The sequence below is a fragment of the Candidatus Hydrogenedentota bacterium genome, from assembly GCA_019695095.1.
GTDB lineage: Bacteria > Hydrogenedentota > Hydrogenedentia > Hydrogenedentales > SLHB01 > JAIBAQ01.
Genome location: JAIBAQ010000004.1, coordinates 41,668 through 67,935, shown reverse-complemented (window position 1 = coordinate 67,935; position 26,268 = coordinate 41,668). Strand labels below are relative to the sequence as shown.

Genomic DNA, 26,268 nt, shown 5'->3' with positions numbered 1-26,268 from the left:
GTGAGTGCATGTCCATGCGCGAAGTAGAACGTGCCGACGCAGACGATCAATTCCAGACAGCAGGTGTACCCTTAGGGGGAGTTGGAGCCGGGAGTCTGGAATTAGGGCGAGACGGCCGGTTTCGAAATATCACCATCAACAATAACCGTACCGTAGCGGAACGAATTGAAGTCTCGCCGGGTTCATTCATCGCTGTTCGCGCTGCTCGAAGAGGCAAAGTTCAAACACGTATTCTTCAGCCGGACTCAGCGCTGCCGTTTGAAGAAGCTGGGATTGTCCCCGCCTATACTCCGTCTGAACAGCTCGGTTGGCGTGGACTGTATCCCTCCTCCAACTACCGTCTTGAAGAGGGCCTGTTTCCACTTGAAGTAAGTTGGACTGCGCTCAGTCCAATCATCCCCTACGACGACCAAGCGTCGATTCTCCCCGTAGTGTTTTTGTCCTTCTACGTCAATAACCCAACCGACGTCAGCTACGAAGTCTCTACTCTTGTGAATTGGGAGAATCTGTGCGGATGTACGGGGACATCTTTCCCCGAAAGGCGCGGCCCCACACGTCCAGTGGTCGTCAGAGACGAAAAACCGAAACTCAAGCAAGAGGAAGCCGCCTCAGCCCAGGAAGAACCCCCCAGACTGGCGGGACTCGAGTTTGGTTTTCGCCGCGACTTCCGCAGCAACGCCGAAGGCAACTACTGTCTGCTTGCAAAGCAGCAGCAAGACGTTGCCGTTACCGTTATGGGCTGGAATGAACGCGACCCCCGCGAATTGGACGTGCTTTGGGGGCAGTTCTACTACGACGGAAAGCTCAGTAACAAGATTTCCCGAAGCGAGGAAAGCCATTCGGGCGCCGTCTGCAGCACCTTCGACTTGCCCCCGAAAAAGGGACGCAGCCTGGTGTACGTGCTGGCGTGGTATTGCCCCCTATTCGAGGTAGAGGGCATCGACCAAGGCAACGGATACACGAACACCTATCCCGATTCCATTGCCGTTGCGACGCAAGCGCTCACGTACTACCGATATTACTTTCAAGCGGTGGATGACTGGCATAATCGTATTCTCTCGGCCTCGTTGCCTCGTTGGATGAGCCGGATGCTCATCAACAACAACTACGTGTTTTCTACCAACGCGATTCTCACCAAAAGCAACGACTTTGGGATGATGGAGTCACCGCAGAACCCGCTCACCGGATCGTTGGATAGACGGTTCTACAGTTCCATCGGAACGCATCTGTTCTTTCCTAGGCTCGATGACGGGGAACTGGCGTTGGTGAGCCGCCTCAAAGATGAGACCGCGCCTGGTCGAATCTATCGATACCTCGGCAACGGTTGCCTTCACCGTCCTTCGCATGGCGCATCTGAAGATGAATTGGTCGACGTAAACATCAAGTACGTCTTGATGGTATATCGCAACTACATCAGCACGGGACGGCGCTTCATCGTAGACCACATTTTCCCGAGTGCGCGCAAAGCGATGGAACACGTGTTGGCGTGCGACCGCGACCGGGATGGTCTGCCCGAACAACGAGGTGTCTCCACCACGTACGATGGCGTGCGCATCGATGGCGTCTCCAGCTATGTGGGAAGTCTCTGGATTGCGGCATTGCGCGCATTCTCAAGGCTTTGCCGCAAGCTCGGCCACAAGGATGAGGCGACCAAGTGGGATGAGTTGTTGCTCGTGGCCATGAAGAGTTTCGAGACTAAACTCTGGTACGAAGAAGGTGGTTATTATCGCCTCGCGTGGAACGAAGCGGCGTCAGAAGGAGACCTCAAGGCAGACAACACATGCCTTGCCGGACAGCTCGCGGGCCAGTGGTACGCGGATTACCTTTGTCTTGGATCTCTGTTTCCGCCCGATCGCATTAAGCGGGCACTTGGTGCGATTTGCCGGCTCAATGAACGAAAGACAGGGATATCGGCGGGCGTACTCCCCGAAGAGTTGGCCTCGCAGGGTAAGCCAGTACACGATTCATTGGCCGGAGTATCGTGGCCGAATCTCGACGCGGCTCAGTTCGCGTGCCTTCTCATACGACACGGTTATGCCGATCGCGGCATCTACGTTGTGCAGAAGACATACAAGAACATTCATGGGCGCCGAGGGCGGACGTTCAATCAGCCTATGATGTGGGACTTGGAGAAGAACGATGTCTGTGGCCCCAATCCCGACCGCCACGTCGCTTCGCCTGCATCGTGGCATTTGCTGTTCGCCATAGTCGGGTATCATCTCAACGTTCCAGACGGGGCTTTTTGGCTGAGACCTAACCTCCCGCGCGGAGTCTATTCGTTGAGCGCGCCAATCTTCACGCCACTCTCTTTTGGATGGGTCAAATACCGTGAAGACGACCACCCGGTGTACCGCCAGGTCGTTCATCTCTCCTTCGATAGTCCGATTAAACTCAATACGATAGTCCTCCGCCTTCCTGACGAAGTCGAAGACGTTCAGATCAAATGCGAAAGCACCGACAAAATCGAAGAAGTCGAGCATGTGATCGGTGCCGATGGCAAGGAACGGTTGATCGAAATCATCGCAAAAGAACCCATTATGGTGGGCAACCTGCTCAAACTCACGCTTACTCAAACGCACGGGCGGAAGTTCCGGTTTCCAGCCCGCGGCGAGACCTAGCCGATGCGCCTTTGGGGCTTAACGGGCGGAATTGGCAGCGGCAAATCCGAAGTCGCCAAATTACTTGCTGCCGCTGGAATTCCAGTACTAAATGCCGACGCAATTGGTCACAAGCTACTTGAGCGTGAAGGAGCCTGCTTCAAACGTGTAGTCGAAGAGTTTGGCGAATCAGTTCTGTCCGCTGGAGCCGTTGACAGAGAGAAGCTTGCATCTTTGGTATTCGCTAACTCGGAAGCCCGCCGCCTATTGAATGCAATCCTTCATCCTCAGATACAATCGGAAATCGCACTCGAATGCGCTAAACTCGCGGAACAAGGGCATTCTCTGGCGGTCATCGAGGCGGCACTCCTCAGTGAAGGCGGCAAGAAGGAACCCTTTCTGGCCGGCTTGATTCTCGTCACGTGCCCGGCGGAAATTCGCATACAAAGGCTCATGGACGGCCGGGGTATGCCTCGAGACGAAGTGCTGCGCCGCATCGCCGCGCAAACACCCCCGGAAAGCAAGCTTGCGTTGGCAGACCACGTGATAGACAATAGTGGCGAGTTAAAGGCACTTGAGGACCGTGTAGACAAACTGGTCGAGGAATTGCGGGCGCAATGACTGAGGGCAAGAAACGCTGCGTGAAATGCGGGAAGATCTTTCCGCCCTTTGCAGAAAACACCATGTGCGCCCGGTGCACCATTCGATACAGGGAAGACATCGAGCGTGTGCACGAAGCCATGTACTTGCACAACAAACGCACGGTCGACGAAATCGCGTCCTACGCGGCCCTCTCTCACGACGAGGTGCGCCGTATAATGGGCGAGCCAGCCCTTCAGGAAATGCGCGAAGAGGCCCAACTGCTTCCCTCGTGCGTTCGCTGCAAAGACCGCCCTGCCCAGAAGGGCTCCCAGTTCTGCCTGGCATGCAGGCTTGAACTCAACAAGGCTTTCGGCGATGCCGCCAGGACTATCGCGCGACAAATTGAGCACGAAATGACCGACAGGCGAGCGCAAGCAAAGGGAATTCCCAATTCCTTGCTTGACGAAGTCGATAAGAAGCGAAAGCGCTCCAAAGCGGGCAAGTTTTACACCGACATCAAAAAGCGATACTCCCGCTAAGCCCGTCCCCGTTCGAACCCCCTTTGGTTGCCTCACCCCTAAGTTAGGTTTACAGGGAATTGGTCACGCGGACCACTTTTGAGTTATGCTTTGGCTGGGGGGACCGCTAGGTCCGCGGCGCACGGAATTCACTCCTTTAGGCCATCAAATGACAGGTGGAGACTTTTCATGCTGCGAATTGTCATGACATTTCTGCTCGCCGCGACGATTTCCCTTACAGCCGCGCACGCAAAAACCAAACGCATCCTCATCGTAGGCGATAGCTGGGCGATGTCCCTCTCGGCGGAAAACCACGACGGCTTCCCTGCAAGTGACGTATTCGACCAGACCCTTGCAGAGAATGGGCTAGCTGATGTTGAGACTCAGGGTAAAGTTACAGCTTGGGGCGGACGCAAGGCATCCCAATGGGCAAAGCCGGAGAACCTGGCGTTAATCACTCAGGAATTGACCGCGTATCCAAGCATTGACATCGTCCATCTCATCATTGGCGGAAACGACTTCCTCACGGCTGTCCAGGATCCCGCATTCATTACGAAGACTCCCGAAGAGCGTGCCGCGGTATGGGACGGAATCAAGGCGAACGTGAAGAAGATTGTGGATACGTGCCTGGCCGTGCGCAACACGATACGTGTTGTGATTGCCGATTACGATTATCTGGACCCTGTTGCGGCAGCCAAATTCTGGCACTTCGATTTTCATGGGGCCACTGTCACACAACTCAACCAATGGTTCGTTGAGCTGGGCAACAAGAAGAAAGAGATAGCAGATGCGACGGACCGCTGCGAGTATCTCAACAATTGGGGCGTTCTTCAGTACTGGTTTGGCGCCCCGGCCAAGTCCGTAACGCTTCCGGGAGGAGACATCAACTCGCCGATGCCCGCTGGGATTTCGCCCGACGGCATACATCCCAACGATGCAGCGCACAAGAAGCTGCTCGAAAATGCCATCAACAAGTTCTACAAGGGCTGGCTCAAAACCAGTGTTTCAGGAGTGGATGTGGATGGGGCTGTCCTCGCCACGGACTACTATCTCCCCGGCGCTGGGACCTATCCCGTCATACTTGCGCGAACGCCCTACGGAAAGGCAACGTTGGGCAACGCAAGCAGCGGTGAGGCGCGAAAGTGGTTGCAGGACGGTTATGCCTTCGTCGCCCAGGATATTCGTGGAACCAACGGGAGTACGGGGACTGGCGCTCAACTTTTCGAGTCGGATGGATGGGGCGAAAAACGCGACGCAGATGCGACGGTACAGTGGATTCTTGCTCAGCCCTGGTGCAACGGAAAGGTTGGTACGGTCGGATTCTCCGCCCCAGGCGTTACGAGCATGCTGGCCGCAAGCGCTTGTCCTGACCTTTCATCGCAAATCATCGAAAACGCCTGCTGCGACTTCTACTCCGACTTTGTGTACCAAGGTGGAGTGTTCAGAAAGTCCGATGTCATGTCCCTCCCATGGGACAATACGGGGACGTGGCGAAGTCATCCATCCAAGGATACGTACTGGAATGCCTACGACGGCGTCGCGCACGCACCAGAGACAACATCGTCGGGCTTCCTGCTCACCGGATGGTTCGACATGTTTCAGAAGGGGGCCATTGAGGGATTTATGGCCCGACAGCACAGCGGCGCTGCCGGCGCGACAGGCAAACAACATCTTGTAATCGATCCCCGAACTCACGCAGGCGGCATGGGACAGTTGACCTTTCCATCAAGCGACTTACCCGGCGGCAGGACGGCTGCACGACGCACTTTTCAAAACTACTACATGAAGAACACCGGAGCGGGTCTCGGCTTTACGGTGAAGTATTACATCATGGGCGCATCGGACGAGGCAGGAGCGCCCGGCAACGAATGGCGGACTGCCAACGATTGGCCGCCCTTTCCGACAACGGCTCGCGTTTACCGGCTGGGCACAAGTGAAAGGCTCGCGAGCGGCGAGCAAACGCTTCCCACAGGCTCGTATACATTTGCGTTTGATCCCGCGAACCCGGTGCCAACCTTGGGAGGAGCTAACCTTGCCTTGCCTGCTGGGCCTATGGACCAACGGGCAATTGGCGCACGAAATGACATCCTCAAATTCTACACAGAGCCGCTTGCCGCTCCCCTGGAAGTGACGGGGCATGTGCTTCTTCGACTGCAAATTTCTTCCACCGCGGTAGACACCGACTTTACGGCGAAGCTTGTCGATGTCTACCCCGACGGAAGAGAAATGCTCTTCTTGGACGGTATTCAACGGGTCAAATACCGCGATTCGTTCGAGACACCCTCACTTCTGACTCCAGGCACGTCCGACGATTTGACCATCGACCTGTGGTACACCAGCCTGGTCTTCAACACGGGGCATCGCATTGGAATTCACGTATCAAGCAGCAACTTTCCGAGGTTTGAGGTCAATCCCAATAACGGACAGGATCTTCCAGACCCTGCGAAAGCACCGCTGGTTATAGCCAACAACACGGTATATGTCGGAGGTGCTCACCTGAGCGCGCTCGAACTGCCGATCCCGTCCAGCTTCGATCAAGATGGTGACGGTTTAAGCGAATCGCAAGAGAACAATCTCGGGACCGATCCGTCGCGAGCTGACACGGATGCTGACGGTACGCAGGATGGTTCCGACACATTTCCCTTGAATCCAAGAGGAGCCTCGGACAGCGACAGCGACGGAATCGGCGACGAATGGGAATACCGGTACTTCGGTAACCTCAGTGCAGTCGATGGGACATCGGATTACGATGGGAACGGAGAAACCGATCTCGCCGCTTTCTTGACGGACAAGAATCCACTTGAGAACATCCCGGTGGCAGTCGACCGGCACAAGGTCATTCTAAGTCTAGTTCTCCTATTTGCGAGTATCGGATTCGGAATCATCCTGCAACTCCGCAAGTTCAGACTCGGGGTCGCCAAAGCAGGTCTCTGAAAGGCGTGATAACGCGACTCCCGGCCCTTCTCCACTGTGTGTATTTGCGTGAGGCTATGCTATAGTAGCGCGTTTGCCGCAACCGAATTTATGACCGAATGAAGCGCACTATTCAGATTGTAGTCAGCCTCGTACTCGCGGGCGTGCTTGCGTGGGTATTGTTTCGTGGCGTCCGCTGGTCGGAACTCTACGCTTCCATCCGAAAAGTGGACCTATTCTGGCTCTTGCTCTTGCAGATTCCAGTTTGGGCCAGTTTCTGGCTCCGTATCTTGCGCTGGAAATACATTGTCAGGGCAGTCCACCCTGCTACCTTCCGAAGCATGTTCAGCGCGACCCAGTTGGGATTCCTGGTCAACTTCATCATTGGTCTTCGACTCGGAGAATTCGTTCGGGCAATCGTCTTGTCGCGGTTATCCCGTGTTACGTTTGCCAAGAGTCTTGCCCTAGCAACCTTGGATCGCGTTTCCGACCTCATTGGATTGCTCGTTGTGATGATCGTCGCGGCCTTCGCGTTCCGCCCGACAGGTGATATCGTCGTACCACCAGGAACCTTCGGTATTGAGCAACTCCCCCCCATTCCAGCTACAGCCGTTCAAACTGCAGGTATTACGGCCGCCATCGGGCTTTCCGCGATTCTAGTCATACTTGTCGCGCTCTATCTCAACCAGGGTTTGGTGTTCGGAATCACCCGCGCAACCGTTGGCCGGGTGTCGAAACGCCTTTCCGATTGGCTGTGCTCGGTGATGGAGCAATTCGCCGAAGGACTTCACGTTTTCCGCTCCGCTTCGGACATGCTGAAATCGACGACATATTCACTGATTACGTGGGGGTGTTTCGTCGTGGCACTTGCAGGCTACCTCAAAGCATTCGGTCTGGACGCGCCCTGGTACGCGCCGTTTGTGATTCAGGCCTTTCTGGCGTTTGGCGTGAGTGTACCTGCCGCGCCAGGGATAGGGATGCTGGTGAATTTCTCTTACCCCATTGTTGCCTCGCTATTGGTGGTCGTACCCAATGTCACCTTGGCCGACGCGACGGCGTTGGCCCTAGTCGCCTATGTCTGCAACCTTCTTCCCATCATCATTCTCGGGATTGTCTGCTTGCATCTTGAGGGCCTCAGCTTCTTCGAGTTAAGCAGAGAAAGCGTTCAAGCCGAAGACGCCGCGCCTGAGGAAGCCTGAAAGAGAAGCGACCGCCCCGTGCGGAGCGGTCACTTGGAACATTCGGAATTTGTGGACGGTTTACTTGTGCTTGGCGAGGTAACTCGCAACGCCTTCCGCAGTCGGCTTCATTCCATCTTCGCCTTGGCGCCAGTTTGCCGGACAGACTTCCCCGTACTTCTCGGTGAACTGAAGCGCGTCAAGAATACGCAGGGCTTCGTCCACGTTACGTCCAAGCGGAAGATCGTTGATAAGCGCATGACGTACAACGCCCGATTTGTCGATGAGGAACAGCCCACGAAGTGCAACCGCGCCATTGACAAGCACGCCGTACGACTCGGAAATCTGCTTCGTAAGGTCTGCCACCAGCGGGAACTTCACTTGGCCAATTCCGCCCTTGTCGCGTTCCGTATTCTTCCACGCCAAGTGCGTGAAATGTGAGTCCACGGAGATGCCGATTACTTCACAATCGCGCTTCTTGAAATCATCGATCTTCTTGTCGAAGGCGATGATTTCAGACGGGCACACGAAGGTGAAATCGAGCGGGTAAAAGAAGACTACCGCATACTTGTTGCCGCGCAGTTCCGACAAGGTCTTCTCCGCAAACGAATTGTCGGGCATCACGGTTTGCGCCTTGAATTCCGGCGCGGGCTGAGTCACCAGGGTCGACATAGGTCATTCCTCCTTACTACTTCGTTCTGCTATTCCCACTGTGCAGCACCTGCACCGAATCCGCGATGGATACTGCATGACAGCATTTGCTTGGTTAATCGGGTTCGTTTCCAGAGAGACTACCCCCAGGCAATCGTAGGAGAAACGCACGGATGGGCGTCACCTATTCCGCAGACCTCGCCTTTACCGCACTCTCGCCTTGCGAAAGAGCCCGATACGTTGCCAAGGATTTATACCCCGTAGTATCGGATCGGATACCGAGCCTTGTCAAGGCAAAGTCGTAGCGAACGGGGTCTTGCGGGGTGATTTGGGCAAAGGCGGCGGTAATCTCCTGAGCAGCCCTGAGGTCTCCCTGGGATCGTGAGGTGAAGCCAAGTAACTTGGCCATGCGGAACATGTGCGTATCCACCGGAACTATGAGCTGGCTCGGCGATATCCCCTCCCAGACCCCTGGATCAACGGCGTCGCGGCGGACCATCCACCGCAGGTACATGTGCAGGCGCTTGCAGGCGCTCCCATCAGATGGAATAGGCAACAGGAAATTTCGCGGACGCGGGTCGCGCTCCCTTAAACGCGATACAAACGCCGTCAGGGCTGGAATCACGGTGTCGTTGCCCCGAATGTAGCCGACCATAAAGCAAGCATTCAGGGACCCAAACTCCGCCACAGCATTTTTGACCCCCTTCAGAAGCTGGAACAGGTCCTCACCCGTGGCGTAACGATGCTTAAAACCGGCACATACGCGCCGCAATTCGGTCTCGGAAAGGCGGGAAATCGATGAGGGCGTGTTCTCCAATCGCGTCAGAACGACACCTATGCTGGCGACAATCTGCTTGACGCCGCCAAATGCCAAACTCGACGCAATGAGCCCCACGATTTCCCGATCGCTCGCGTCGGCGAAGCGATACACGCATTCCAGGGGATCGGGATGAATGAACTCCGGGCGATTGTACTGCGAATAGAGCGCCTCAAGGTGCTCACGGAGCCTCGAATATCCTCCGCGCCTTGGCGAAAGGCCGCATGAGGAAGTTGACCCAACCATCAATGAACCCATCCTCGTTTCAGTCCCCAGGATACGCCAATTTCGGCATGGGAATGATCCTTCACTTTTCCTACCAAAAAATGCTACCGTTTACGAACGTATGCGTTGATTGTCCGTCTTGTCCAGAGTCCTTGTTGGGCAAGCATCTCAAAAGGGATTCCATGGAAGCTACTTCTGATTCTGTTGGTGCAGTCGCCAAACCACTTACTAAAGAGATTACCTGGCGGCATTCGATGAATTTTGCCGCGGCAACCGGTGACGCCAACCCCATGTATCTTGACGACGTCAGGGAAGACGGGATCATTGTCCCGCCTATGCTGAGTGTCGCCTTGACGTGGCCGTTCGGCGAAAAGGCCGAAGATTTCTGGTCGCCAGATGAGTTTCCGCTTCATCTGCTTGTTCACCAGGTCCATTACACCGAGCAGATCGAGTTTCATCGAACGATGAAGCCGGGCGACGCTATCACGATCAACGCCGAAGTGGCAACCATCCAACCGCATCGCGGTGGCACCTATTTCGTCATCAAGTTTCGGGCGTTCAATCAAGCTCAGGAGCCAGTCTTCACCGAATACGCGGGCGCCATCCTGAGAGGCGTTAAACTGCTCGACAAGGGTGCAGGCCAGGACGCGCTTCCCCCTACTCCGCGCTTTCACCCGGACGGCGGTCCAATCTGGGAGAATCACCAACACGTGAGTCCGCTTGCCGCGCACATCTACGATGGGTGTGCGGATATCTATAACCCCATTCACACCTCGCGGCAATTCGCCAAATGGGTCGGCTTGCCGGATAGCATCATTTGCGGTACCTGCACGTTATCCTGGGCCATTCGCGACGTTATCAACGCGGAAGCAAACGCCGACCCGACGCGTCTGAAGCGGCTGGGATGCCGCTTTACCGGCATGGTATTTCCAGGGTCGGACGTAACCATACGCCTTCTCGGCAAGACCGAGCAGGAGGATACGATCACGAACTTCTTTGAGGTCCGCAATCAAGATGGGAAGCGGGCCATCAGCGATGGTTTCGTGGTCATCGCCAAATGAATCTCCCCCGCACGCCGCTCGGCGTGCTTCACACCATGAGGAGTCCTTTCTAATGCAGCAGCCGGACCTCGGCTTCACGTGGCGCTACGTTGAAAAGTGGGCAAAGCAGAAACCCGACGCCGAGGCACTTGTATTCGGAAACGAGCGAATCACCTACGCCGATTTCGAATGCAAAATGAATCGGACCGCCAAGGCGTTTCTTGCCGCCGGAGTCAACCACGGGGATCGCGTCGCAATGCTTTCCATGGCGCGGCCCGAGTTCCTTGTCACATTCATGGCCGCCAACAAAGTCGGTGCCATGTGGCTCGGCATGTCACCCAAGTTCTCGCTCGACGAGCACCGTTACATCATTGGAGACAGCCAACCGACAGTCCTGATTGCGGTGCGGCAATTCGCGGGTAAGGACCTTGCCTCTGACCTCGCGACGCTTAAATCCGAGTACCCATGCATCAAGAAGTTGCTGGTCATCGGCGATGTATTCGAGGAAGCCGCCTCGTACGATGAAGAGACGGTGCAGGAGCGAGCCGATCTCGACGCCACGCTCGAAGCGCGAGCGGCAGCAGTCAATCGAGACGATAACGCCCTTCTCATGTATACCTCCGGCTCCACGGGCAAGCCCAAGGGAGTTGTGCATAGCCATGCAAGTATCCTTGGAAACGTGAGCGTACAGGTACAACGCCTTATGGCCATGAAGTCTCCCCTTCGAAGCCTGCTGCACTTTCCAATAAACCACGTTGCCGCGGATATCGAGATCGGGTTCGGGACTGTCTACGGCGGAGGGACCTGCGTACTCATGGATCGATTCGATCCCACGGCTACCCTAGAAACCGTCGAGCGCGAGCGCATCACCCTGTTTGGCCAAGTTCCAGCCATGTTCTTGCTCGAATTTGGTACTCCTAAGTTCCCCGAGACCGACTGGTCAAGCGTAGAGGCTTTTGCGTGGTCGGGGTCGGCGGCGCCAGCTCTGGTCCTGGATGTGCTTCATCACATTAGCAGCGAAACCGGCGCGAAGATGAAGACAGGGTACGGCTCCACGGAAATGGGCGGGTTCGTCAGCTATTCAAGTCCGGGCGACGATCTCAACACGCTGGCTCACACGGCAGGCAAGATAGCGGAAGGTTTCGAACTCCGCATTGTCGACGATCAACGCGTCGAGGTGCCCCAAGGGCGCGTAGGTGAAATTGCTGTCCGCGGTCCATTCTTGATGAAAGGGTATTTCAACCGGCCGGACCTCACCAAAGAAGTCGTCGACGAAGCAGGATGGTACTACTCGGGCGACCTGGGTTGGCTTGACGAAAACCGCAATCTTCACGTTACCGGGCGCAAATCGGAAATGTTCAAGTCCGGAGGCGAAAACATCTACCCGCGAGAAATCGAGGATGTCATCGAGTCCATTCCCAATGTACTAATGGCGGCGGTCATCGGTGTACCGCACAAAGTCTATCAGGAAGTAGGCCACGCCTTTGTCATGCCCTACCCAGGGCGGACCGTTGAGTCAGAGACAATTCACGAATACTGCACACAGCATTTGGCCAACTTCAAAGTTCCAAAGAAGATTGAGGTTCGCCCGATGTTGCCGCTGTTACCCAACGGGAAGGTGAACAAACTCGCGCTTCGCGAAGAGCTTGCCTCAATGAGTAAAGACCAGAAGGGCAGCTGATAAGTCAAAGAGGGCGCGAGACCGACGCCCACGCCCTCTTATTCCACATTTTTCCATTCAGCTATAGACGTTAGGCCTTCTTTGCTGCCGCCGCATCGAAGTTCTTAGCGACCTGAGGCCAATTGACCACGTTCCACCACGCATCCACGTACGCGGCGCGGTCATTCTGGTACTTCAAATAATAGGCATGCTCCCACACATCGATACCCATCAGAGGTGTCGTGTCCCACTGAGAGAGCTTGTGCTGATTCTCTGCCTGCAACACGATCAAACGGCTGTCCGAGTGGCGGTAATGGAGTAAGCCCCAGCCCGCGCCTTCGACACCCTTCGCTGCCGCGGCGAAATGTGCCTTGAAAGCATCGAAACTGCCGAAATCTTCCTTGATTTTGTCACCGAGCGCGCCCGAAGGTTCTCCGCCGCCGCCCTTTCCATTGGGCGCCATGATCGTCCAGAACAACGAATGCAGCGCGTGACCGCCGCCGTTGAATGCTGCCGACTTCGACCAATACTGAATCATCGCGAAATCGTTCGCGGCCCGCGCCTTTGCCAATGCGGCCTCGGCGGTGTTCAGTCCTTTCACGTATGCAGCGTGGTGCTTGTCATGGTGGAGTTGCATCGTCTTGACGTCGATATACGGTTCGAGAGCTTCGTACGGATACGGCAGTGGAGGTAACGTGTGCTCCGTGACTTTGCCCAAACCGGCCGCTTCTTCCTTTGCCGCCCCCTCCGCCGCGGCCGCCACCGGCGCCCCGGCCAACGTCGCCGCCGCCGCAATGCCACTCGCCGTCTTCAGAAAGTCTCTCCGCGAATTCTCCATGATTTCCTTCCTCGTTCGTGTGGTTGGCGGGCCTGCCCTCCGGACTGCCAGCGCGCGCCGGTAGTCAAAGCCTGAATCGTCACCAAGCTTATCGGTCGCCCGAGCCTTGCCTTGCAATGCACCCGTTCCTGACACTTCCACGGGTGAAGACATCGTAGGAGAGAACACTCGCGCGCGGATTCACATTCCGCTGCGTAGTCAGCGTCTCCAAAGAAAAACCGGGACGCCGCACGTCGCAGCGTCCCGGGTGAAGTCGCCCTAAGGCTCTGGTCTACGTCTGGACCAAGCTGGAGAGTTGGAGAATCGGCATGAACAACGCGATAACGATACCACCCACGACAATACCCATCATGAGGATAAGCAAAGGCTCAATCAGGCTGGTGAGGGCATCAACAGCGGCTTTCACTTCAGAATCGTAGAAATCGGAAATCTTCGAAAGCATCTGCTCGAGCGCGCCTGTCTTCTCACCCACGCCAATCATACGCGTGACCATCGCGGGGAATTCTCCGCTACGCGCCAGAGGTTCTGCCAGGGTCTCACCGCCTCGAACACTGTCGCCTGCTTTACGCACCGCGCGCGCAAAAACCTCGTTGCCGGCCGTCCGCTCCACAATCTCGAGCGCCGCAAGTATGGCGACGCCGCTTCGAGTCAGAGTGCTCAACGTGCGGGCAAAACGGCTGATGGCGACTTTGCGCAACATCTTTCCGAACACCGGCAAGCGCAGTTTAATCGCGTCCAGATTGTATCGGCCTACGGGTGTTGCTCCATACGCACGAATACCAATCACGGCAGCTATCGCAAGGGCAATGACAACAAATACCTTCCAGCTTCGAAGGATTTCGCTGATCGTAATCAGCAATTGCGTCGGTGCAGGCAACGCGCGGTCGAAGCTCGAAAAGATCTCAGCGAACTGCGGGACAACCCAGATAATCAAACCGGCCGCAATCAACAGAATCATTGAGAATGCAACGACCGGGTACGTCATGGCCGCGCGAATGCGCCGCTTCAATTCTTCCATCGATTCCAAGTAGTCGGCCAACTGCAACAGCACATTGTCCAAGTTACCTGAAGCTTCACCTGCTCGCACCATGCTCACGTAGAGATCCGCGAACACGCGTGGATGTTTGCGCAGAGCGTCTGAGAAAGATTCACCGCCCTCCACATCCGCACCGATCTCTCGCAGAACGCCGGCAAACCGAACGTCTTCAGTCTGCTCCGCGAGAATCTCCAACCCTTGAAGCAGCGGCAGACCTGCATTAACAATCGTCGACAACTGTCTGGTGAAGACTAGGATTTCCGCGGGCTTTACGCGCGCGTCGCGTCGTGGGCCTGAACTCTTCCCCTTCTCCTGAACCGTCTCCGGTAAGAGACCTTGATTCTGAAGATTGCGCATCACGGCCTGCCGGTTATCTGCCGTAATGGTCCCCCGACGTCGACTGCCATCCCGCGCCCGAGCTACATAAGTAAAGGCTGGCATATGTTACTCTCCCGATTCCACAACAGTGTACAGTATACCATATCTTGTGTGATTGGCTAGCCCCTTTCTACAGCATGGGCTAGTAGATCAGTCTGGGTGGGTTGTCTCGCCTTTCCTACTACTTCGCATAACACCACCGAGCACGTCCGGTCCCACCAAATATAAAGCATATTACGCGCCAAGGAGCGACCACTCTCATGAATTAACCATTTTTCGCTGTAAACACCAGCATTGTAAGGGATACAATATGTAAACAGGGACCTCCCTTTGGAATCTCTATTGTGTGATAGCTTCATAGATTGACGAAAATTTGTCATTTCGACAATTCGCCCGACACCAGGTTTAAGGAACGATTGACAATGACTCAGCTCAACAGCCAACAACGCCGCTACTTGCGAAGTCTGGCCCACCACTTGGAACCCAGCGTCTATGTTGGCAAGCAGGGTATCACCGACCCGGTCGTTCAGTCGGTAGCCGAAGCACTTGCCGCCCACGAATTAATCAAGGTGCGTTTTGTCGACCGTAAGGACGAGAAGAAGGAACTCACGGAAGAACTCGCTTCGCGATCTGACAGCGCTATCGCCGGGATCATCGGTAATATCGCGATTCTATACCGTCAAAATGAAGACCCAGATAAGCGGCGTATTGAATTTGAAGACTGACCATCTCAAGCCCCTTCGCTTAGATATTCGACCATCCCCTTGATTCCTCCCAAGGTCATGTCTTCCATATGAATAAACTCGCGTACACGGTTCAACGTGTAACTTCCATAGATCCGGCCCCAGGCATCGCGTGGAATGGGATTGAGCCAAACCGTGTGCCTGAATCGATCCGCCACGCGCATTAGCCAGTAGATACTTGGGTTCGGGTCCTGCGCATATGCATAGAGAGAGCCATAGGGCGATTCAAGCTCTTCAGGGGCCATGGTCGCATCGCCGACAAACACAATGCGCGTGTCTGGATTGCGCAGCAGTATGGATTCTGTCGAGACCTTCTTGGTCCGGCGATAGTCCGACCATACGTGCTGGTAGATCGAATTGTGGAAGTAGAACGTTGTAAGGTCTTCAAAGCGTTCGTGCATCTTGCCGAAAAGCGTGCGCGTGACATCGATATGAGGATCCATGGAGTAACCACCATTGTCGACGAATAACACGACACTGATCCGGTCGCGCAGTTCGCGCTCGAATACGAGGTCAATTTCTCCCCCGTTTCGCGCCGTGCGCCGAATGGTCTCATTGAGATTCAGAAGGTTCCTGGGCCCGGCATCTTTCATGTGTTTCATGGTTTCGAGTGCCTGCCGCAAGTTCTCCGACCTCAAGACATTCGAGTCCGAGTAAGCGACATAGCGGCGGTTGGCAATGACCTGAAGCGCAGATCGATTGCGCGAGCGTCCCTCCACGCGCACGCCGCGCTCCGCGTTGCCGGAATGCCCAAATGGCGAGTTCCCCTTTTGACCTATCCACTTACTGCCGCCTTCGTGGGCCTCCATTTGCTCGCGAAGGGTCTCCCAAAATCGAGCCATCAATTCTTCTGCGCTCATCAAATAGACCGCGCGCTCGGGTAGTTTTCCTTCGGCGATTTGCCGCGCGAGCCACTCCTTGAAGGCCTTAGTCCGGAGCAACTCAGGGTCTCCTTCGGCGACCTGAGGGAGGTCAATGCCAAAGAAATAGTGGGCAAATGCACGCTCAAACGCATCCATATGCTCCTTGCGCCGGACGAACGTCAATCGCGCAAATACAAACAAGTCATCGAGAGTATGAACAATTCCCCGGTCGAGACCTCGATTCAGATCAAGCAGGTCCTGCGGACTAACGGGTATACCGTAGTCGCGGAGCAAGTACATGAAATCGACGAACAGGGCGGTCGACGATGTGGGACTGTACGCCTCGGACATGATGGACCTCGCAATCAGAAAAGACCGTCCATGTTATAGCGCTTCTTCGCATCAGACTGCACGCTTCCTTCTGCTTTGCGAATCCGATAGGCGCGACGTAGAATCGTGGAAAGGAAATACTCATGCAGATCCAGGATTTTGCGAAACTACTGATTGTTGTCGGCGTGCTCGTAACGGTGGCGGGTGTCCTCCTGTATTTCGGAGGTAAAGTGAACTACTTCGGACTTGGGCGCCTGCCAGGCGACATTCGCATCGAGAGGGAGAATTTCAAGTTCTACTTCCCCCTGGGCACCTCAATCTTGATTAGCATAATTCTGTCGGCAGTCCTCTACCTTATAGGACGTCTTCGGTAATCTCCTCGATCGTCTTTCCTTCCCACCCAGTCACCGAGCGCAACACAACCACCGAGTGCGCCGGGAAACGGACTGCCGGGGTACTAAACGACATTTCAATCTTGATCTTGTCAGGCAGTTCAAGACTATTCTCGTCATCGATAGTTGGAGACCACACTGTCCACTTCCTGAATTGAAGGGTGTTGCGGCCTTTGATGGAAATTGTCGCGGTCACATCATCAGTCGGCGAAGGATTGACAACCTTCAGGATTACGTCGTCGGTTTCGCTGTCCCAGGTTGCAATGGCATTGAGCGATTCCGGGGCCTCGCATTCGACGCGAACGCTCGCGAAATTGTCTCGGTACATCTTCATTACGAGATAGTTCGGCGCCACAAAAGCCTTGCACCCGTCGTGATTAATGAAAGCATTGTTCCATGAGGGTGCATCGACATTGCGTATAAATAGGGCCGGGCAACTCATGGTTACGACGTCGCCGAGCCGCTCGAATCCATTCAAAACGAGGCCCGCATAGAGCCCCGTGCGAAGACGGATAGATTGTTGATTCCATTCCGTTACCGCAATCTTCATGGAAGGGTTCTTGCTCGTAGCGATGAGCGCGGCTGTCTTGCCTAAAAACTCAGGATACACGACACCGTCTCGCATCTCTGCGTCAAACGGTCCCTCCATATATTGATGCACAGAAATGAAGTCCGCGTAGTCAGCAGCCGACTCGATAATGGTCTTATTCCAGTTCAGATCGTGGCCTCCACTGCCGCAGACCAGAATCTTCACGTTGGCATCGCGCGCGCGAAGCGCTTCAGCAAAGGGCTTAAGACGCTCAACATAACCTTGCGGTCCTAGTCCCCACGTCTCGTTTCCTATCTCCCAGTATCTGACCTTAAAGGGCTCCGGATGTCCATGCGCCGCACGCAGCGCGCCAAATTCGGTGGAGACGTCTCCGTTGCAGTAGTCGAACCACTCCAGCGCCTCTTTGACGTAGTCCTGAGTTCTGTCGGGACTCTCATGTTGGCCGATATTGAGAACGAGTACAGGCTCGCTATCGAGTTCCTCGCACATCTCGAGGAACTCCAGCGTGCCAAAACTGTTCGGGTCCAGATTTCCCCACGCGTAGTTTGGTTTCGTCACACGCTGAGATGGAGCCCCAATACCGTCCTTCCATCGATATCGTTCAGCAAAGCAGCCCCCCGGCCACCGAATAAACGTGGGACGAATCCCTTCAACGGCTTCAAAGATTGACTGACGGTAGGGAGTGCCTGAACGATGGAGCGTACACTGGTCGACCGTAATATCACCGGATGTATCGAGCCTAATAGACAGAGTTGCCGCATCCGACGAAATGTCCGGTACGAATGTGAGCGGCTGCTCCGTCCATTCGTCTCCGTTGATCGTGAAGTGCTGTTCCTGTACGTCATCGCCGGTCTGCAAACTCACGGTTACTTCACCGTTCCCGCGCAACCAAAGCGATCCGATGTATTTCACGCCCGCTTCAACACAGAGACCGTCCTGGGCAATTCCTCCGCCTTTGCCATCGGCAACAATACGCTGACACCGCGCACTGTTCAGCGGCTCCTGGTCCGACCACGTCACACGCGCGGAACTGTCCGCAGGTTCGACGCGCCACATACGGCACAAGGTGTTCGTCTCAGGTGCAACACCTTTCATCTCAAACAACGTGCGATCGCCTGCAACGACCTTGGCGTTGCGATAGCGCACATCCGTTGACCAACTACCGAGTCCAATAAAGCCTGCCGGATTTGTAGTCGTATCGAACGACGTCAGCACTTGTCCATCCAGCGAGCAGGTTACGCGCGCCCCCTTCACCGAAACATTAATGCGATACCAGCGGTTGCTTTCGATACGCGTATCTGTGCGCGTGCCTTCAACTAAGGAGCGGCTGCCGCCAACTTCATGCTCCACGGCGGAGTACGTGTTGCCCCACCCGCCGAGGTTCCACCAATAGAAATTGTCTGCGTCCTTGGCGCGAAACAGAATGAGGAATCCTTCCGCTCCGCCTTCCTTGCGCGCATCCACCGAGAAATCATAATCGGTCCACGCTGGATCGCCGGTTGTTATTTGCGCATCGGGGCCGCTGCCTTCGCACAGCAATTCCGCGCCGTCGAATCGCCAATTCCCGCTCGGAGTGTTCCATTCTTTGCCCAAGGTCATGGGTGCTTCTTCGAAGCTCGGGCCACGAACCAATTGTCCCCAAAGACCGTCGACGACCGATTTGTAGATGTGCTCCAGGAACTGACCGTACAGAAGGGGATCAACACGCCCAACGTGCTTGTTGGGGTTCACGCTGATTGTCTGTGCGAACGCGGTTTGGCTCATGACGCACAAAAGGGACAATGCAACGGAGGCTTTCATGGGCAGCGACTCCCCTTCTTTGAACACATACACGATAGGACCGGAACTACAAGTCCTCCATTCTCCTATCGGGCCGCACACCGTGCTTTGCGAGTAATTCCTGAGCTTCAGCCAGCTTTTGCGGCGGCACGTCATCCGTGCGATGAGCAACGTAGCGCGCGGGCGCGCCCGCCCAGACCTCGTAGGGACCCACGTTTTTCGTCACGATACTGCCCACGCCAATCACTGCCCCTTCGCCAATGGTTACGCCGTAGTTGATGTAAGAGCGGCTGCCGATCCACGCGTTTGGCCCAATGATTACCGGCTTGATAATGTGCGGTGTAAACCGCCAATGCTCCTTGGTGCCGTAGATAAGATGCGTTCCATCGCGAATGATGACATGCTCGGCCAGTGCCGTATTCTCGCCGATTTCAACGTATCCTCCTGACTCGATAATGCAATACCAGGAGACCATGCTCCGGTCCTTTAAGACGATCTTGCCGTCGTAGCGAGTACGGAGGATGATGTGCTCGCGCATGTGGACGTAGTCACCCACTTCCACGTTTCCCTCGACTTCAATATCAGCGCCATAAAACCGGCACTTCTTCCCCACCTTCGTAAACTTCCGGGAATTCTTCCAATAACGATACCGCCTTACGAATGTATTCATGAACGGAATAGAATCCTCTCTCCTGGTATTTGCGTATGAGATTCCGCATCGACATGCCTGTCTTGCACAGATAAGACGGGCGATACTCCATACTGCCGCATTCATCTTCCGGACACAAGGCCCAAGTCGCAATCAGTGGGCGTTTCCGTCACACGGTGAGACCAAATCCACTGAAATGCGGGATGGACTGAAGCTGATTACCGCAAGCGAAGTTCCCCTTTGGTCAAGACGGCATACCTATACCCTCCATACCCTATGAGCGATTTGATCTTGTCCGCTGGTTCATTTTGAACATCCAGCATAATCGGCTTGTCGGGAAGGTCGGTCAAAACGTAGCTGACCTCATATCCGCCCTCAATGTAGCGTGACCGTGTCAGTCCATACGACATATTCAGTTGCGTGTCGATCCAACACGTAATAATATCCGGTGACTGCTTCAGAACATATTCTGCGTCATGCTTGCTGTGACCAGCCACAAAATTCTCAACTCGCGTATGCGCGATATGAGTATCGTTTAGCCCTAGCATGTCAATTGCATGTAGTCCGCTAAAGTACGGAATCTTGCCTGCAGCATCGACCGCGATTGTCTTGTGAGGATACTCCTTGCCCAGGAAATGCCCCAACTCATACCACATGTCGCGCTTTGGCTCCCCAAATGGTGCCGACGCAAAACTCGCCGGAATGCTGCAGGTCAGTGCGACAACCGCCGCCAGTGCACCTAGTATTGACTTCTGCCCTGGCAGGATTTTCGCCCTGGAAGCGCCATACAGGACTGCGGAGGACACCGCCAGAACAACAATGACTCTGAAGCAGTATTCATGAGCCAAGTCGGGTCTCTTGAAGAACGTGACGACTGTATAGTAATGATGACTGAAGGAGAATATGCAAGCTCCGGTCACTCCGAGAAAAGTTGCTCGCGGATATTTGTCAAGAAGTTGAAGAAGTGAGAGTATCCCTATTGGACAGAGGATTGTCATAAAGCGGGACCCCATCCAGTCTCCGCCAATATAGACCCAATATCCCTGCCAAAGCAGCGCGAAGAAGCCCCCGAATGAAACGGCCTCAAACAAGGCGACTCTCTCTTTGATGACTCTGCGCATTGAGATGACAAGTGCTGCCGCGATGGACAGCGCGAAGACCAAGTAGTTGTCCGCCATCAGCACGATGAGGAAGAACGAGCGTATTCCACTGGTTACCCGCTCGAAGAGTGGACCATCCACCTTGACGTAGAACGTGTTCGGCAACCAATATCCGTAGTAGTGATAACGAAAGGAGAAATGAACCGCCACGACCAAAGCGACAAGCCCTGCCAACAAAAGTGCTGGACGATACCTCCCGCGCAGAATCAAATACAGTGCCGCGGCAGCCGGCATTAGGAATCCGTCAATTCTGACCAGTACGCTCGCGACACTAGACACGCAAAGCCAGAACACGAATCTGGAAGTACTTTGCTCTCTTCTTGCGACGTACGTTACCGTCGTCCAAATCCCAAGCTGAGCCAAAAGGACCAGAGGGGTCTCCATGCCCAATACCGCCGAATACCACAGCGGTGTAAACAGACAGAAAAGAAATGCCGCGGCGCAGGCCCAACGCTCTCCCGTCTCCCGCTGAGCAAACCAGTAGAACACGTATGCGCAGACCGTAAGGAAGACAGCGTTCAAGCACAACGAGAAGTAATAGATTGACGCAGGAGGCACGATGAGCAGGCCCACCGCCATCATCAATACATACAGCAGATTCGAGTAACCTTCAACGCGTGTACCGTCCGTGTTGAAGTTCAGGCCGTGTCCATTCACCAGATTGAGGGCATACCGGTACGTGATGTACGCGTCATCGACTCCATACTCAGAATGGTGCAGATAAGAGATGATGATCCCTGCGATAGGTATCGCGCCTATTAGCAGAAATGCGATCAACTTTTTCACGTGGCACGCGCACCTATTTGATTACGCCAACTTGGCGATAGAATCAGGGCCACGTCCTCTGGTTTTCGACATTCCTGCTTCACGACTTCATGCAGCCTAGTCCAGCGGGCGAATTCGGATGTTTCTGAAGCGCGTGTGCTTTCCGAAGAAACCGTCTCCAGCGTGAACCTGAAGCGCGATGCGGCCCTTGGCTGGAAGCAGGTCCGGACTATCGCCTTGGTAGCTGGTGATGTGCTCTCCATTCAGCCAAACGTCAATGGCAGGCGGATTGCCCGTGCACACGATAACGACTTTGTTCCACTCGCCTTTCTTGTAGTGCTTGTCATAGGTGCTTGCAGGGAAATGGAAGCCTCCGATTCCTTCGCCGTAGATACCGCCCACATTCCCACCTTCGTAGTAATCAACCATCATCTGGTAACACTGCCCAGACTCGGTGCTACGCAAGAAAAGACCACTGTCCAAACCCCAATCTGGATTCAGCTCCAGCTCAAGAACAAAGTCCCCGAACTCCCGATCGGTGAGAAGGATTCCACCGTTGCCCTTCTTGTCCTGCGTACCATCAATCGAGCCGTCAACCACTGTCCAGCCAGTCGTGTTTCCGTGACCATTTGTCTGACTGATGTGCCATCCGTTCAACGAAGTGCCATCGAACAACTCGATCCAAGGCGATTTTTCAGCCCCGTGTACTGCACCGACAAACGTAGTCGTGACTATCAGGGCAAGCACACTGCCGGAAATGACAAGCCTCTTCATCGCTATGTCTCCTTGACGTGAAATGGGAACAGAGATTGGGTGCAGCACCGGCGAATAATAGCCGCCGTGGAATACGTGAAACAAATGGCACCCGCTAGTCCGCAAGTTGCACAGGCGCGATTGAGCGCCGGCGCAAATTGCTCACGTGCAAAACTTTGAGGTTATGCCATAAGGATTTCTCGCGAACACACTGGTCACGAGAGAGGTTCAAGTGTGTTCGTGAGAAATCCGGGCTAGTGTGGCGAATCGTAATTGGGGCAACTATCTGGAAGATCCAAGCAATAGTCAAAAGCGGAGGAAAACAGGGACTTGTTTTCCGCCGGATCCTACACTGCGCACTCTACCGCGCCTATAAATGCCACGGTTCACGCATGGCCCGCGTGAGGCGGCCATTCGCCTCCTTGTCATCAAGGAATTGCTCTTTCGCGTAATCCCACCGCAACGGACGTTTCAACCGAATGGCAATATCGCTTATCTGGCAGACCGTATCGCCCTGCACGGCTTCGTCAATCGATGACACCGTTGACTGTCGTGTGCGCACACCTTCAAGGAAATTCTTCACGTGGTGATTGCTCTCAAGCAAGTGGACTCCGTTCCCGGGAATCTCAGCCTTGAGTATGGCGTCTGAAGAAGCTTGAATACGTTGCCGATCCACGCACACCCACCCGTCGGATCCTTCAAAGGCAGTCCCGTGATCGATGATCTTCCCGTAACGCGCCTTCAATTCCTCGGGGGCCGGCTGCGAGTAGAACCGCATCGTGACGCCGCTATCGTACGCCAGCGTGACATCCCAAGCCGTCGCGGTATTGCACACGCCTTCGGTTGGGAACACACCGGAACCCTCGACCCGCACGTTGGTCTTGAGCAGGTCGCCTCCGCCCCACACCGCGATATCAACCGGATGGATTCCCCATCCCGCAATGAAACCCAAGGCATAATCGGAAATAAACCACCACCACTTGTTAGAATCGCGCTCCAGCGTGTACGGCACTTTAGGTGCCGGTCCCAGCCAGCGATCATAGTCCAAGGTATCGGGAACCGGCGCGAGTTCGGTCGGTCCGCCCGAAGAACTTGCAGCCGACCAGACGTGAATGGTCTTGAGCTTTCCAATGCTTCCGTTCTGCACCAGTTCGCACGCCTTCCGGAACTTTGCATCGGAGCGCTGCTGCGTCCCGAATTGAAAAATGGCCTTCTTCCTGTGAACTTCCTTGCGCAGCGTCGCATCCTGTTCAACGCTAAGGCCCATCGGCTTCTCCAGGTACACATCTTTCCCTGCGCGGATGGCCGCGAGCGCGAGAGGAACGTGCCAATGATCGCACGATGCAATGATGCAGGCATCGATATCGTTGCGCGCGACCAGATCTTCGAAGTTGTTGTAGGCCGCGCAATCGCTGTTTCCGTTGACCTCGTCAACCCCTGCCTTGGCCTTTTCGCGCCGGTCGCGTTTCACATCGCACACCGCGACAACGTGTGCTTCGGGCAATCCCAGCGCCGAACCCATCACATAGCTACCCCGGTCGCCAACCCCAATGCACCCTATCGCAATTCGCTCATTTGCGCTGACCCGTTTCTTTGCGGACGTGGCGCACGAGGCAGTCGCAACGACAGCACCCGCGGCAAGACTGGACTTTAGAAAACTTCTTCGCGTAAACGAACGGTTGGCGTTCATTGCATCGTCCCCCTGATGGATGTGGCCAGTGCCAGACTTTAGCATACGATCAACGCAATTCCGCGGCAAGCCAAATCAAGCGCCACGCGCGATAAAACCCATAATCAACTTGTCCACCCACCGCGCGGGAAGCACCTCCAGCGCCAACCTCAAATGCGCGTCGCCTCCGACGAGGTACCGCGGCCTCGGCCGGGATGACGTAAGGGCGTGCTGTACGGCCCGCGCCACGATGTCAGGCGACTTCGCTTTCTTGGACATAGACACGGCCGTCGCGCGGGCCGCCTTCATCAGCGGGCCGTACAACTCTTGGCAGCGGTCGGGGAGACGTTCGAGCATCCGATCGGCGGTAGACAGCGACTTCTCCCAAATCGGCGTGGCGATGTCTCCCGGCTCAACCACGCTGACGGGGATCCTCCAGGGGCTGAGTTCCATTCGAAGGACATCGGTCAGTGCTTCAATGGCGTGCTTGGTTGCGCCGTATCCGCCTTGAAATGGGGTGACCGCGCGGCCGTCAATCGAGCCGATATTGACAATTCTGCCGTTGCCCTGCCGGATAAGCGGCATCGTCGATTGGATCACGGCAAGCTGGCCGAACACGTTAACCTCGAACTGCTCCCGCAACGATTCCAGCGGCAGAAACTCCAAGGGTCCGGGAATATCGACGGCCGCATTATTCACCAAGCCCTGCAGCCCCGCGTCCCCCACTTTCCCCTTGAGCCATTCGACCGCCCGCAGAATGCTGTTCGAGTCGCGCAAGTCCATTTGGACAACGACATCCCCCTGTTCCTCAGAAGATGCTGCGCAGGCTTGCTCCGTCAGGCCAGTCCCCAAAACACGCCACCCTGCACGGCGTAGGCGTATGGCGCAGGCCTCACCAATTCCAGACGTCACTCCCGTGATGAAAACAGTACGCCCTTGGAGATCCGGCACAGCAGTAATCCTCAGCCTTGCAGGGGCAAACCGAAGTAAACGACGTTATACATTCGCCAATATGGCGGCAACTCGCTCGAATTCTTCTTCCGTATTGTAGAAATGGGGAGAAAAGCGGATGACAGGGGTTCCTGCCCGGTCTTGGCGATAGGAGACGACCACACCCTTCGAGTCGAGGGTCCGAGCCAACTCCTTTATATCCGCCTTTGGATGAGTCACCGTTACAATACCTGATTTCCAGACCGCATCTGGCAAATCACAAAGCTGATCCTCGTCTGTATACGGCCTAAACCCAATTTTCTTAAGAATTTCCAGCAAAGCATCATGAAGCAAGATAAGACGCTTCGCTATGTCAGATATATTTAACTTTCTGAGCAAGTCCATCGACGCACCCATGCCGATTATCCCCGGTAGATTGAGCATACCGGGTTCATATCGGCGAGCCGTGTCTTCGAATTGGATGTTGTCCTGCGCGACAAATTGCGGGGAGACTACGTTCCAGCTTCCAAGAAGAGAAGGTCTCAACTCTTCAAAACGGCTGCGTTTCACGTAAAAGATACCTGCCGCCGCCGGACCAAGCAGCCACTTATGCGAATCGGCACTGAGGAAGTCGACATGCTCTACCGACACGGGAAACGCCCCGAGCGTCTGGATGGCATCCAGCGAGAACAAGATCCCCCGGCTGCGCAGATTCTTGCCAATGGTATCGACGTCGATACGATACCCTGTCAGGAAATTGCAGGAAGCCAGAGCGACTAGCCGGGTGCGCGGCGTCAAGGCGGCTTCAATGAGGTCCCACGTGATTACACCGTGGTGCCGGGGGGTCAGCGAAACGGGTTCCACACCCCGCTCGACCAGGTTGGTCCAGGGGTAAACGTTGGCGGGATAATCGTCCCGGTAGTAGAGCACTTGGTCGCCGGCGTCCCAAGGGATTCCATTGGCAACCAGACTCACACCCAGCGAGGTGGGTCCCAGCAGGGCGATTTCCTCGGGCGTACAACTGATCAGCGCCGCCGCGGATGCTCGCGCCGACAACACCTTTCCCCACGACCACGGATTCTCCTGCGCGTTGACCACGCCGTGATCGCAAAACTCGCGCATAGCGTCCGCCGCGACACGAGGCAAGGGCGCCACGCCAGCGTGTGCCAGAAAGATACGCTCGGCGACAACAGGAAACTCTTTTCGGCGGACTGCCTCGGTGTGAATGATTTGGTCGATAGTCATGGTCATG

21 protein-coding genes are annotated in these 26,268 nt (G+C 55.3%); 9 read left to right on the top strand and 12 right to left on the bottom strand.

The genetic code is table 11. The features are described from left to right. Positions 1–14 precede the first annotated feature (14 nt). The 5 genes from K1Y02_01465 (at position 15) to K1Y02_01445 (ending at position 7,809) form a co-directional block, all read left to right on the top strand. Positions 15–2,618 (top strand): hypothetical protein, encoded by a 2,604-nt coding sequence (locus K1Y02_01465; protein MBX7254999.1) that lies wholly within the window; start codon positions 15–17, stop codon positions 2,616–2,618. A gap of 3 nt (positions 2,619–2,621) precedes the next feature. Continuing rightward, positions 2,622–3,218 (top strand): dephospho-CoA kinase, encoded by a 597-nt coding sequence (coaE, locus tag K1Y02_01460; protein MBX7254998.1) that lies wholly within the window; start codon positions 2,622–2,624, stop codon positions 3,216–3,218. After that, the gene (locus tag K1Y02_01455; protein ID MBX7254997.1) at positions 3,215–3,718 is read left to right on the top strand and encodes a hypothetical protein; all 504 of its coding nucleotides are present in this window, start codon (positions 3,215–3,217) and stop codon (positions 3,716–3,718) included. Before coaE ends, K1Y02_01455 begins: the two co-directional genes overlap by 4 nt. 168 nt (positions 3,719–3,886) lie before the next feature. Then, positions 3,887–6,631 carry a CocE/NonD family hydrolase gene (locus tag K1Y02_01450; protein ID MBX7254996.1) on the top strand — a complete coding sequence of 915 codons (2,745 nt, stop codon included), beginning with the start codon at positions 3,887–3,889 and terminating at the stop codon, positions 6,629–6,631. Between the two features lie 98 nt (positions 6,632–6,729). Next, on the top strand, positions 6,730–7,809 hold the full coding sequence (locus K1Y02_01445) for a flippase-like domain-containing protein (GenBank protein ID MBX7254995.1): 1,080 nt from the start codon (positions 6,730–6,732) through the stop codon (positions 7,807–7,809). Between the two features lie 60 nt (positions 7,810–7,869). On the opposite strand, the gene K1Y02_01440 is transcribed toward K1Y02_01445, so the two are convergent. Beyond that, on the bottom strand, positions 7,870–8,460 hold the full coding sequence (locus K1Y02_01440; GenBank protein MBX7254994.1) for a peroxiredoxin: 591 nt from the start codon (positions 8,458–8,460) through the stop codon (positions 7,870–7,872). A 163-nt stretch (positions 8,461–8,623) separates the two neighbouring features. Beyond that, complete coding sequence (locus tag K1Y02_01435) at positions 8,624–9,502, bottom strand: TIGR02757 family protein (protein ID MBX7254993.1); 879 nt, start codon at positions 9,500–9,502, stop codon at positions 8,624–8,626. A 161-nt stretch (positions 9,503–9,663) separates the two neighbouring features. Here K1Y02_01435 and K1Y02_01430 point away from each other — a divergent pair, with 161 nt between their 5' ends. Continuing rightward, complete coding sequence (locus K1Y02_01430; GenBank protein MBX7254992.1) at positions 9,664–10,542, top strand: MaoC family dehydratase N-terminal domain-containing protein; 879 nt, start codon at positions 9,664–9,666, stop codon at positions 10,540–10,542. 52 nt (positions 10,543–10,594) lie between these two features. Further along, positions 10,595–12,202: an acyl--CoA ligase gene (locus K1Y02_01425; protein ID MBX7254991.1), complete on the top strand. Its 1,608-nt coding sequence runs from the start codon at positions 10,595–10,597 to the stop codon at positions 12,200–12,202. A gap of 70 nt (positions 12,203–12,272) precedes the next feature. Here the strand turns inward: K1Y02_01425 and K1Y02_01420 are convergent, their stop codons facing one another. Continuing rightward, complete coding sequence (locus K1Y02_01420; protein ID MBX7254990.1) at positions 12,273–13,019, bottom strand: superoxide dismutase; 747 nt, start codon at positions 13,017–13,019, stop codon at positions 12,273–12,275. Between the two features lie 271 nt (positions 13,020–13,290). After that, positions 13,291–14,496 (bottom strand): type II secretion system F family protein, encoded by a 1,206-nt coding sequence (locus K1Y02_01415; GenBank protein ID MBX7254989.1) that lies wholly within the window; start codon positions 14,494–14,496, stop codon positions 13,291–13,293. A 359-nt stretch (positions 14,497–14,855) separates the two neighbouring features. Here K1Y02_01415 and yhbY point away from each other — a divergent pair, with 359 nt between their 5' ends. Next, positions 14,856–15,158 (top strand): ribosome assembly RNA-binding protein YhbY, encoded by a 303-nt coding sequence (gene yhbY, locus K1Y02_01410; protein ID MBX7254988.1) that lies wholly within the window; start codon positions 14,856–14,858, stop codon positions 15,156–15,158. 5 nt (positions 15,159–15,163) lie between these two features. Here the strand turns inward: yhbY and K1Y02_01405 are convergent, their stop codons facing one another. Further along, positions 15,164–16,390: a hypothetical protein gene (locus K1Y02_01405; GenBank protein MBX7254987.1), complete on the bottom strand. Its 1,227-nt coding sequence runs from the start codon at positions 16,388–16,390 to the stop codon at positions 15,164–15,166. Positions 16,391–16,518: 128 nt separating this feature from the next. Here K1Y02_01405 and K1Y02_01400 point away from each other — a divergent pair, with 128 nt between their 5' ends. Continuing rightward, positions 16,519–16,743 (top strand): DUF2905 domain-containing protein, encoded by a 225-nt coding sequence (locus K1Y02_01400; GenBank protein ID MBX7254986.1) that lies wholly within the window; start codon positions 16,519–16,521, stop codon positions 16,741–16,743. On the opposite strand, the gene K1Y02_01395 is transcribed toward K1Y02_01400, so the two are convergent. The 7 genes from K1Y02_01395 to K1Y02_01365 form a co-directional block, all read right to left on the bottom strand. Then, positions 16,724–19,111 (bottom strand): DUF1080 domain-containing protein, encoded by a 2,388-nt coding sequence (locus K1Y02_01395; GenBank protein MBX7254985.1) that lies wholly within the window; start codon positions 19,109–19,111, stop codon positions 16,724–16,726. The genes K1Y02_01400 and K1Y02_01395 overlap by 20 nt on opposite strands. A 46-nt stretch (positions 19,112–19,157) precedes the next feature. Next, complete coding sequence (locus tag K1Y02_01390) at positions 19,158–19,760, bottom strand: acyltransferase (GenBank protein ID MBX7254984.1); 603 nt, start codon at positions 19,758–19,760, stop codon at positions 19,158–19,160. Positions 19,761–19,957: 197 nt separating this feature from the next. Continuing rightward, positions 19,958–21,685, bottom strand: coding sequence for a hypothetical protein (locus tag K1Y02_01385; protein MBX7254983.1), 1,728 nt, complete (start codon positions 21,683–21,685; stop codon positions 19,958–19,960). A 96-nt stretch (positions 21,686–21,781) separates the two neighbouring features. Then, entirely contained in the window at positions 21,782–22,438 is a 657-nt protein-coding gene (locus tag K1Y02_01380) for a DUF1080 domain-containing protein (protein MBX7254982.1), read from the bottom strand. Between the two features lie 349 nt (positions 22,439–22,787). Next, the gene (locus K1Y02_01375) at positions 22,788–24,107 is read right to left on the bottom strand and encodes a Gfo/Idh/MocA family oxidoreductase (GenBank protein ID MBX7254981.1); all 1,320 of its coding nucleotides are present in this window, start codon (positions 24,105–24,107) and stop codon (positions 22,788–22,790) included. A gap of 75 nt (positions 24,108–24,182) precedes the next feature. Then, a complete protein-coding gene (locus K1Y02_01370; protein MBX7254980.1) occupies positions 24,183–25,037 on the bottom strand; it encodes an SDR family oxidoreductase in 855 nt (284 codons plus the stop codon). A 45-nt stretch (positions 25,038–25,082) separates the two neighbouring features. Then, complete coding sequence (locus K1Y02_01365) at positions 25,083–26,261, bottom strand: aminotransferase class V-fold PLP-dependent enzyme (GenBank protein ID MBX7254979.1); 1,179 nt, start codon at positions 26,259–26,261, stop codon at positions 25,083–25,085. Positions 26,262–26,268: the final 7 nt, after the last annotated feature.

Bases quoted from the DNA above. Each gene is read 5' to 3' on its own strand.
- K1Y02_01465 (MBX7254999.1), top strand. From the start codon at position 15: ATGCGCGAAGTAGAACGTGCCGACGCAGACGATCAATTCCAGACAGCA.
- coaE (MBX7254998.1), top strand. From the start codon at position 2,622: ATGCGCCTTTGGGGCTTAACGGGCGGAATTGGCAGCGGCAAATCCGAA.
- K1Y02_01455 (MBX7254997.1), top strand. From the start codon at position 3,215: ATGACTGAGGGCAAGAAACGCTGCGTGAAATGCGGGAAGATCTTTCCG.
- K1Y02_01450 (MBX7254996.1), top strand. From the start codon at position 3,887: ATGCTGCGAATTGTCATGACATTTCTGCTCGCCGCGACGATTTCCCTT.
- K1Y02_01445 (MBX7254995.1), top strand. From the start codon at position 6,730: ATGAAGCGCACTATTCAGATTGTAGTCAGCCTCGTACTCGCGGGCGTG.
- K1Y02_01440 (MBX7254994.1), bottom strand. From the start codon at position 8,460: ATGTCGACCCTGGTGACTCAGCCCGCGCCGGAATTCAAGGCGCAAACC.
- K1Y02_01435 (MBX7254993.1), bottom strand. From the start codon at position 9,502: ATGGTTGGGTCAACTTCCTCATGCGGCCTTTCGCCAAGGCGCGGAGGA.
- K1Y02_01430 (MBX7254992.1), top strand. From the start codon at position 9,664: ATGGAAGCTACTTCTGATTCTGTTGGTGCAGTCGCCAAACCACTTACT.
- K1Y02_01425 (MBX7254991.1), top strand. From the start codon at position 10,595: ATGCAGCAGCCGGACCTCGGCTTCACGTGGCGCTACGTTGAAAAGTGG.
- K1Y02_01420 (MBX7254990.1), bottom strand. From the start codon at position 13,019: ATGGAGAATTCGCGGAGAGACTTTCTGAAGACGGCGAGTGGCATTGCG.
- K1Y02_01415 (MBX7254989.1), bottom strand. From the start codon at position 14,496: ATGCCAGCCTTTACTTATGTAGCTCGGGCGCGGGATGGCAGTCGACGT.
- yhbY (MBX7254988.1), top strand. From the start codon at position 14,856: ATGACTCAGCTCAACAGCCAACAACGCCGCTACTTGCGAAGTCTGGCC.
- K1Y02_01405 (MBX7254987.1), bottom strand. From the start codon at position 16,390: ATGTCCGAGGCGTACAGTCCCACATCGTCGACCGCCCTGTTCGTCGAT.
- K1Y02_01395 (MBX7254985.1), bottom strand. From the start codon at position 19,111: ATGAAAGCCTCCGTTGCATTGTCCCTTTTGTGCGTCATGAGCCAAACC.
- K1Y02_01390 (MBX7254984.1), bottom strand. From the start codon at position 19,760: ATGAATACATTCGTAAGGCGGTATCGTTATTGGAAGAATTCCCGGAAG.
- K1Y02_01380 (MBX7254982.1), bottom strand. From the start codon at position 22,438: ATGAAGAGGCTTGTCATTTCCGGCAGTGTGCTTGCCCTGATAGTCACG.
- K1Y02_01375 (MBX7254981.1), bottom strand. From the start codon at position 24,107: ATGAACGCCAACCGTTCGTTTACGCGAAGAAGTTTTCTAAAGTCCAGT.
- K1Y02_01365 (MBX7254979.1), bottom strand. From the start codon at position 26,261: ATGACTATCGACCAAATCATTCACACCGAGGCAGTCCGCCGAAAAGAG.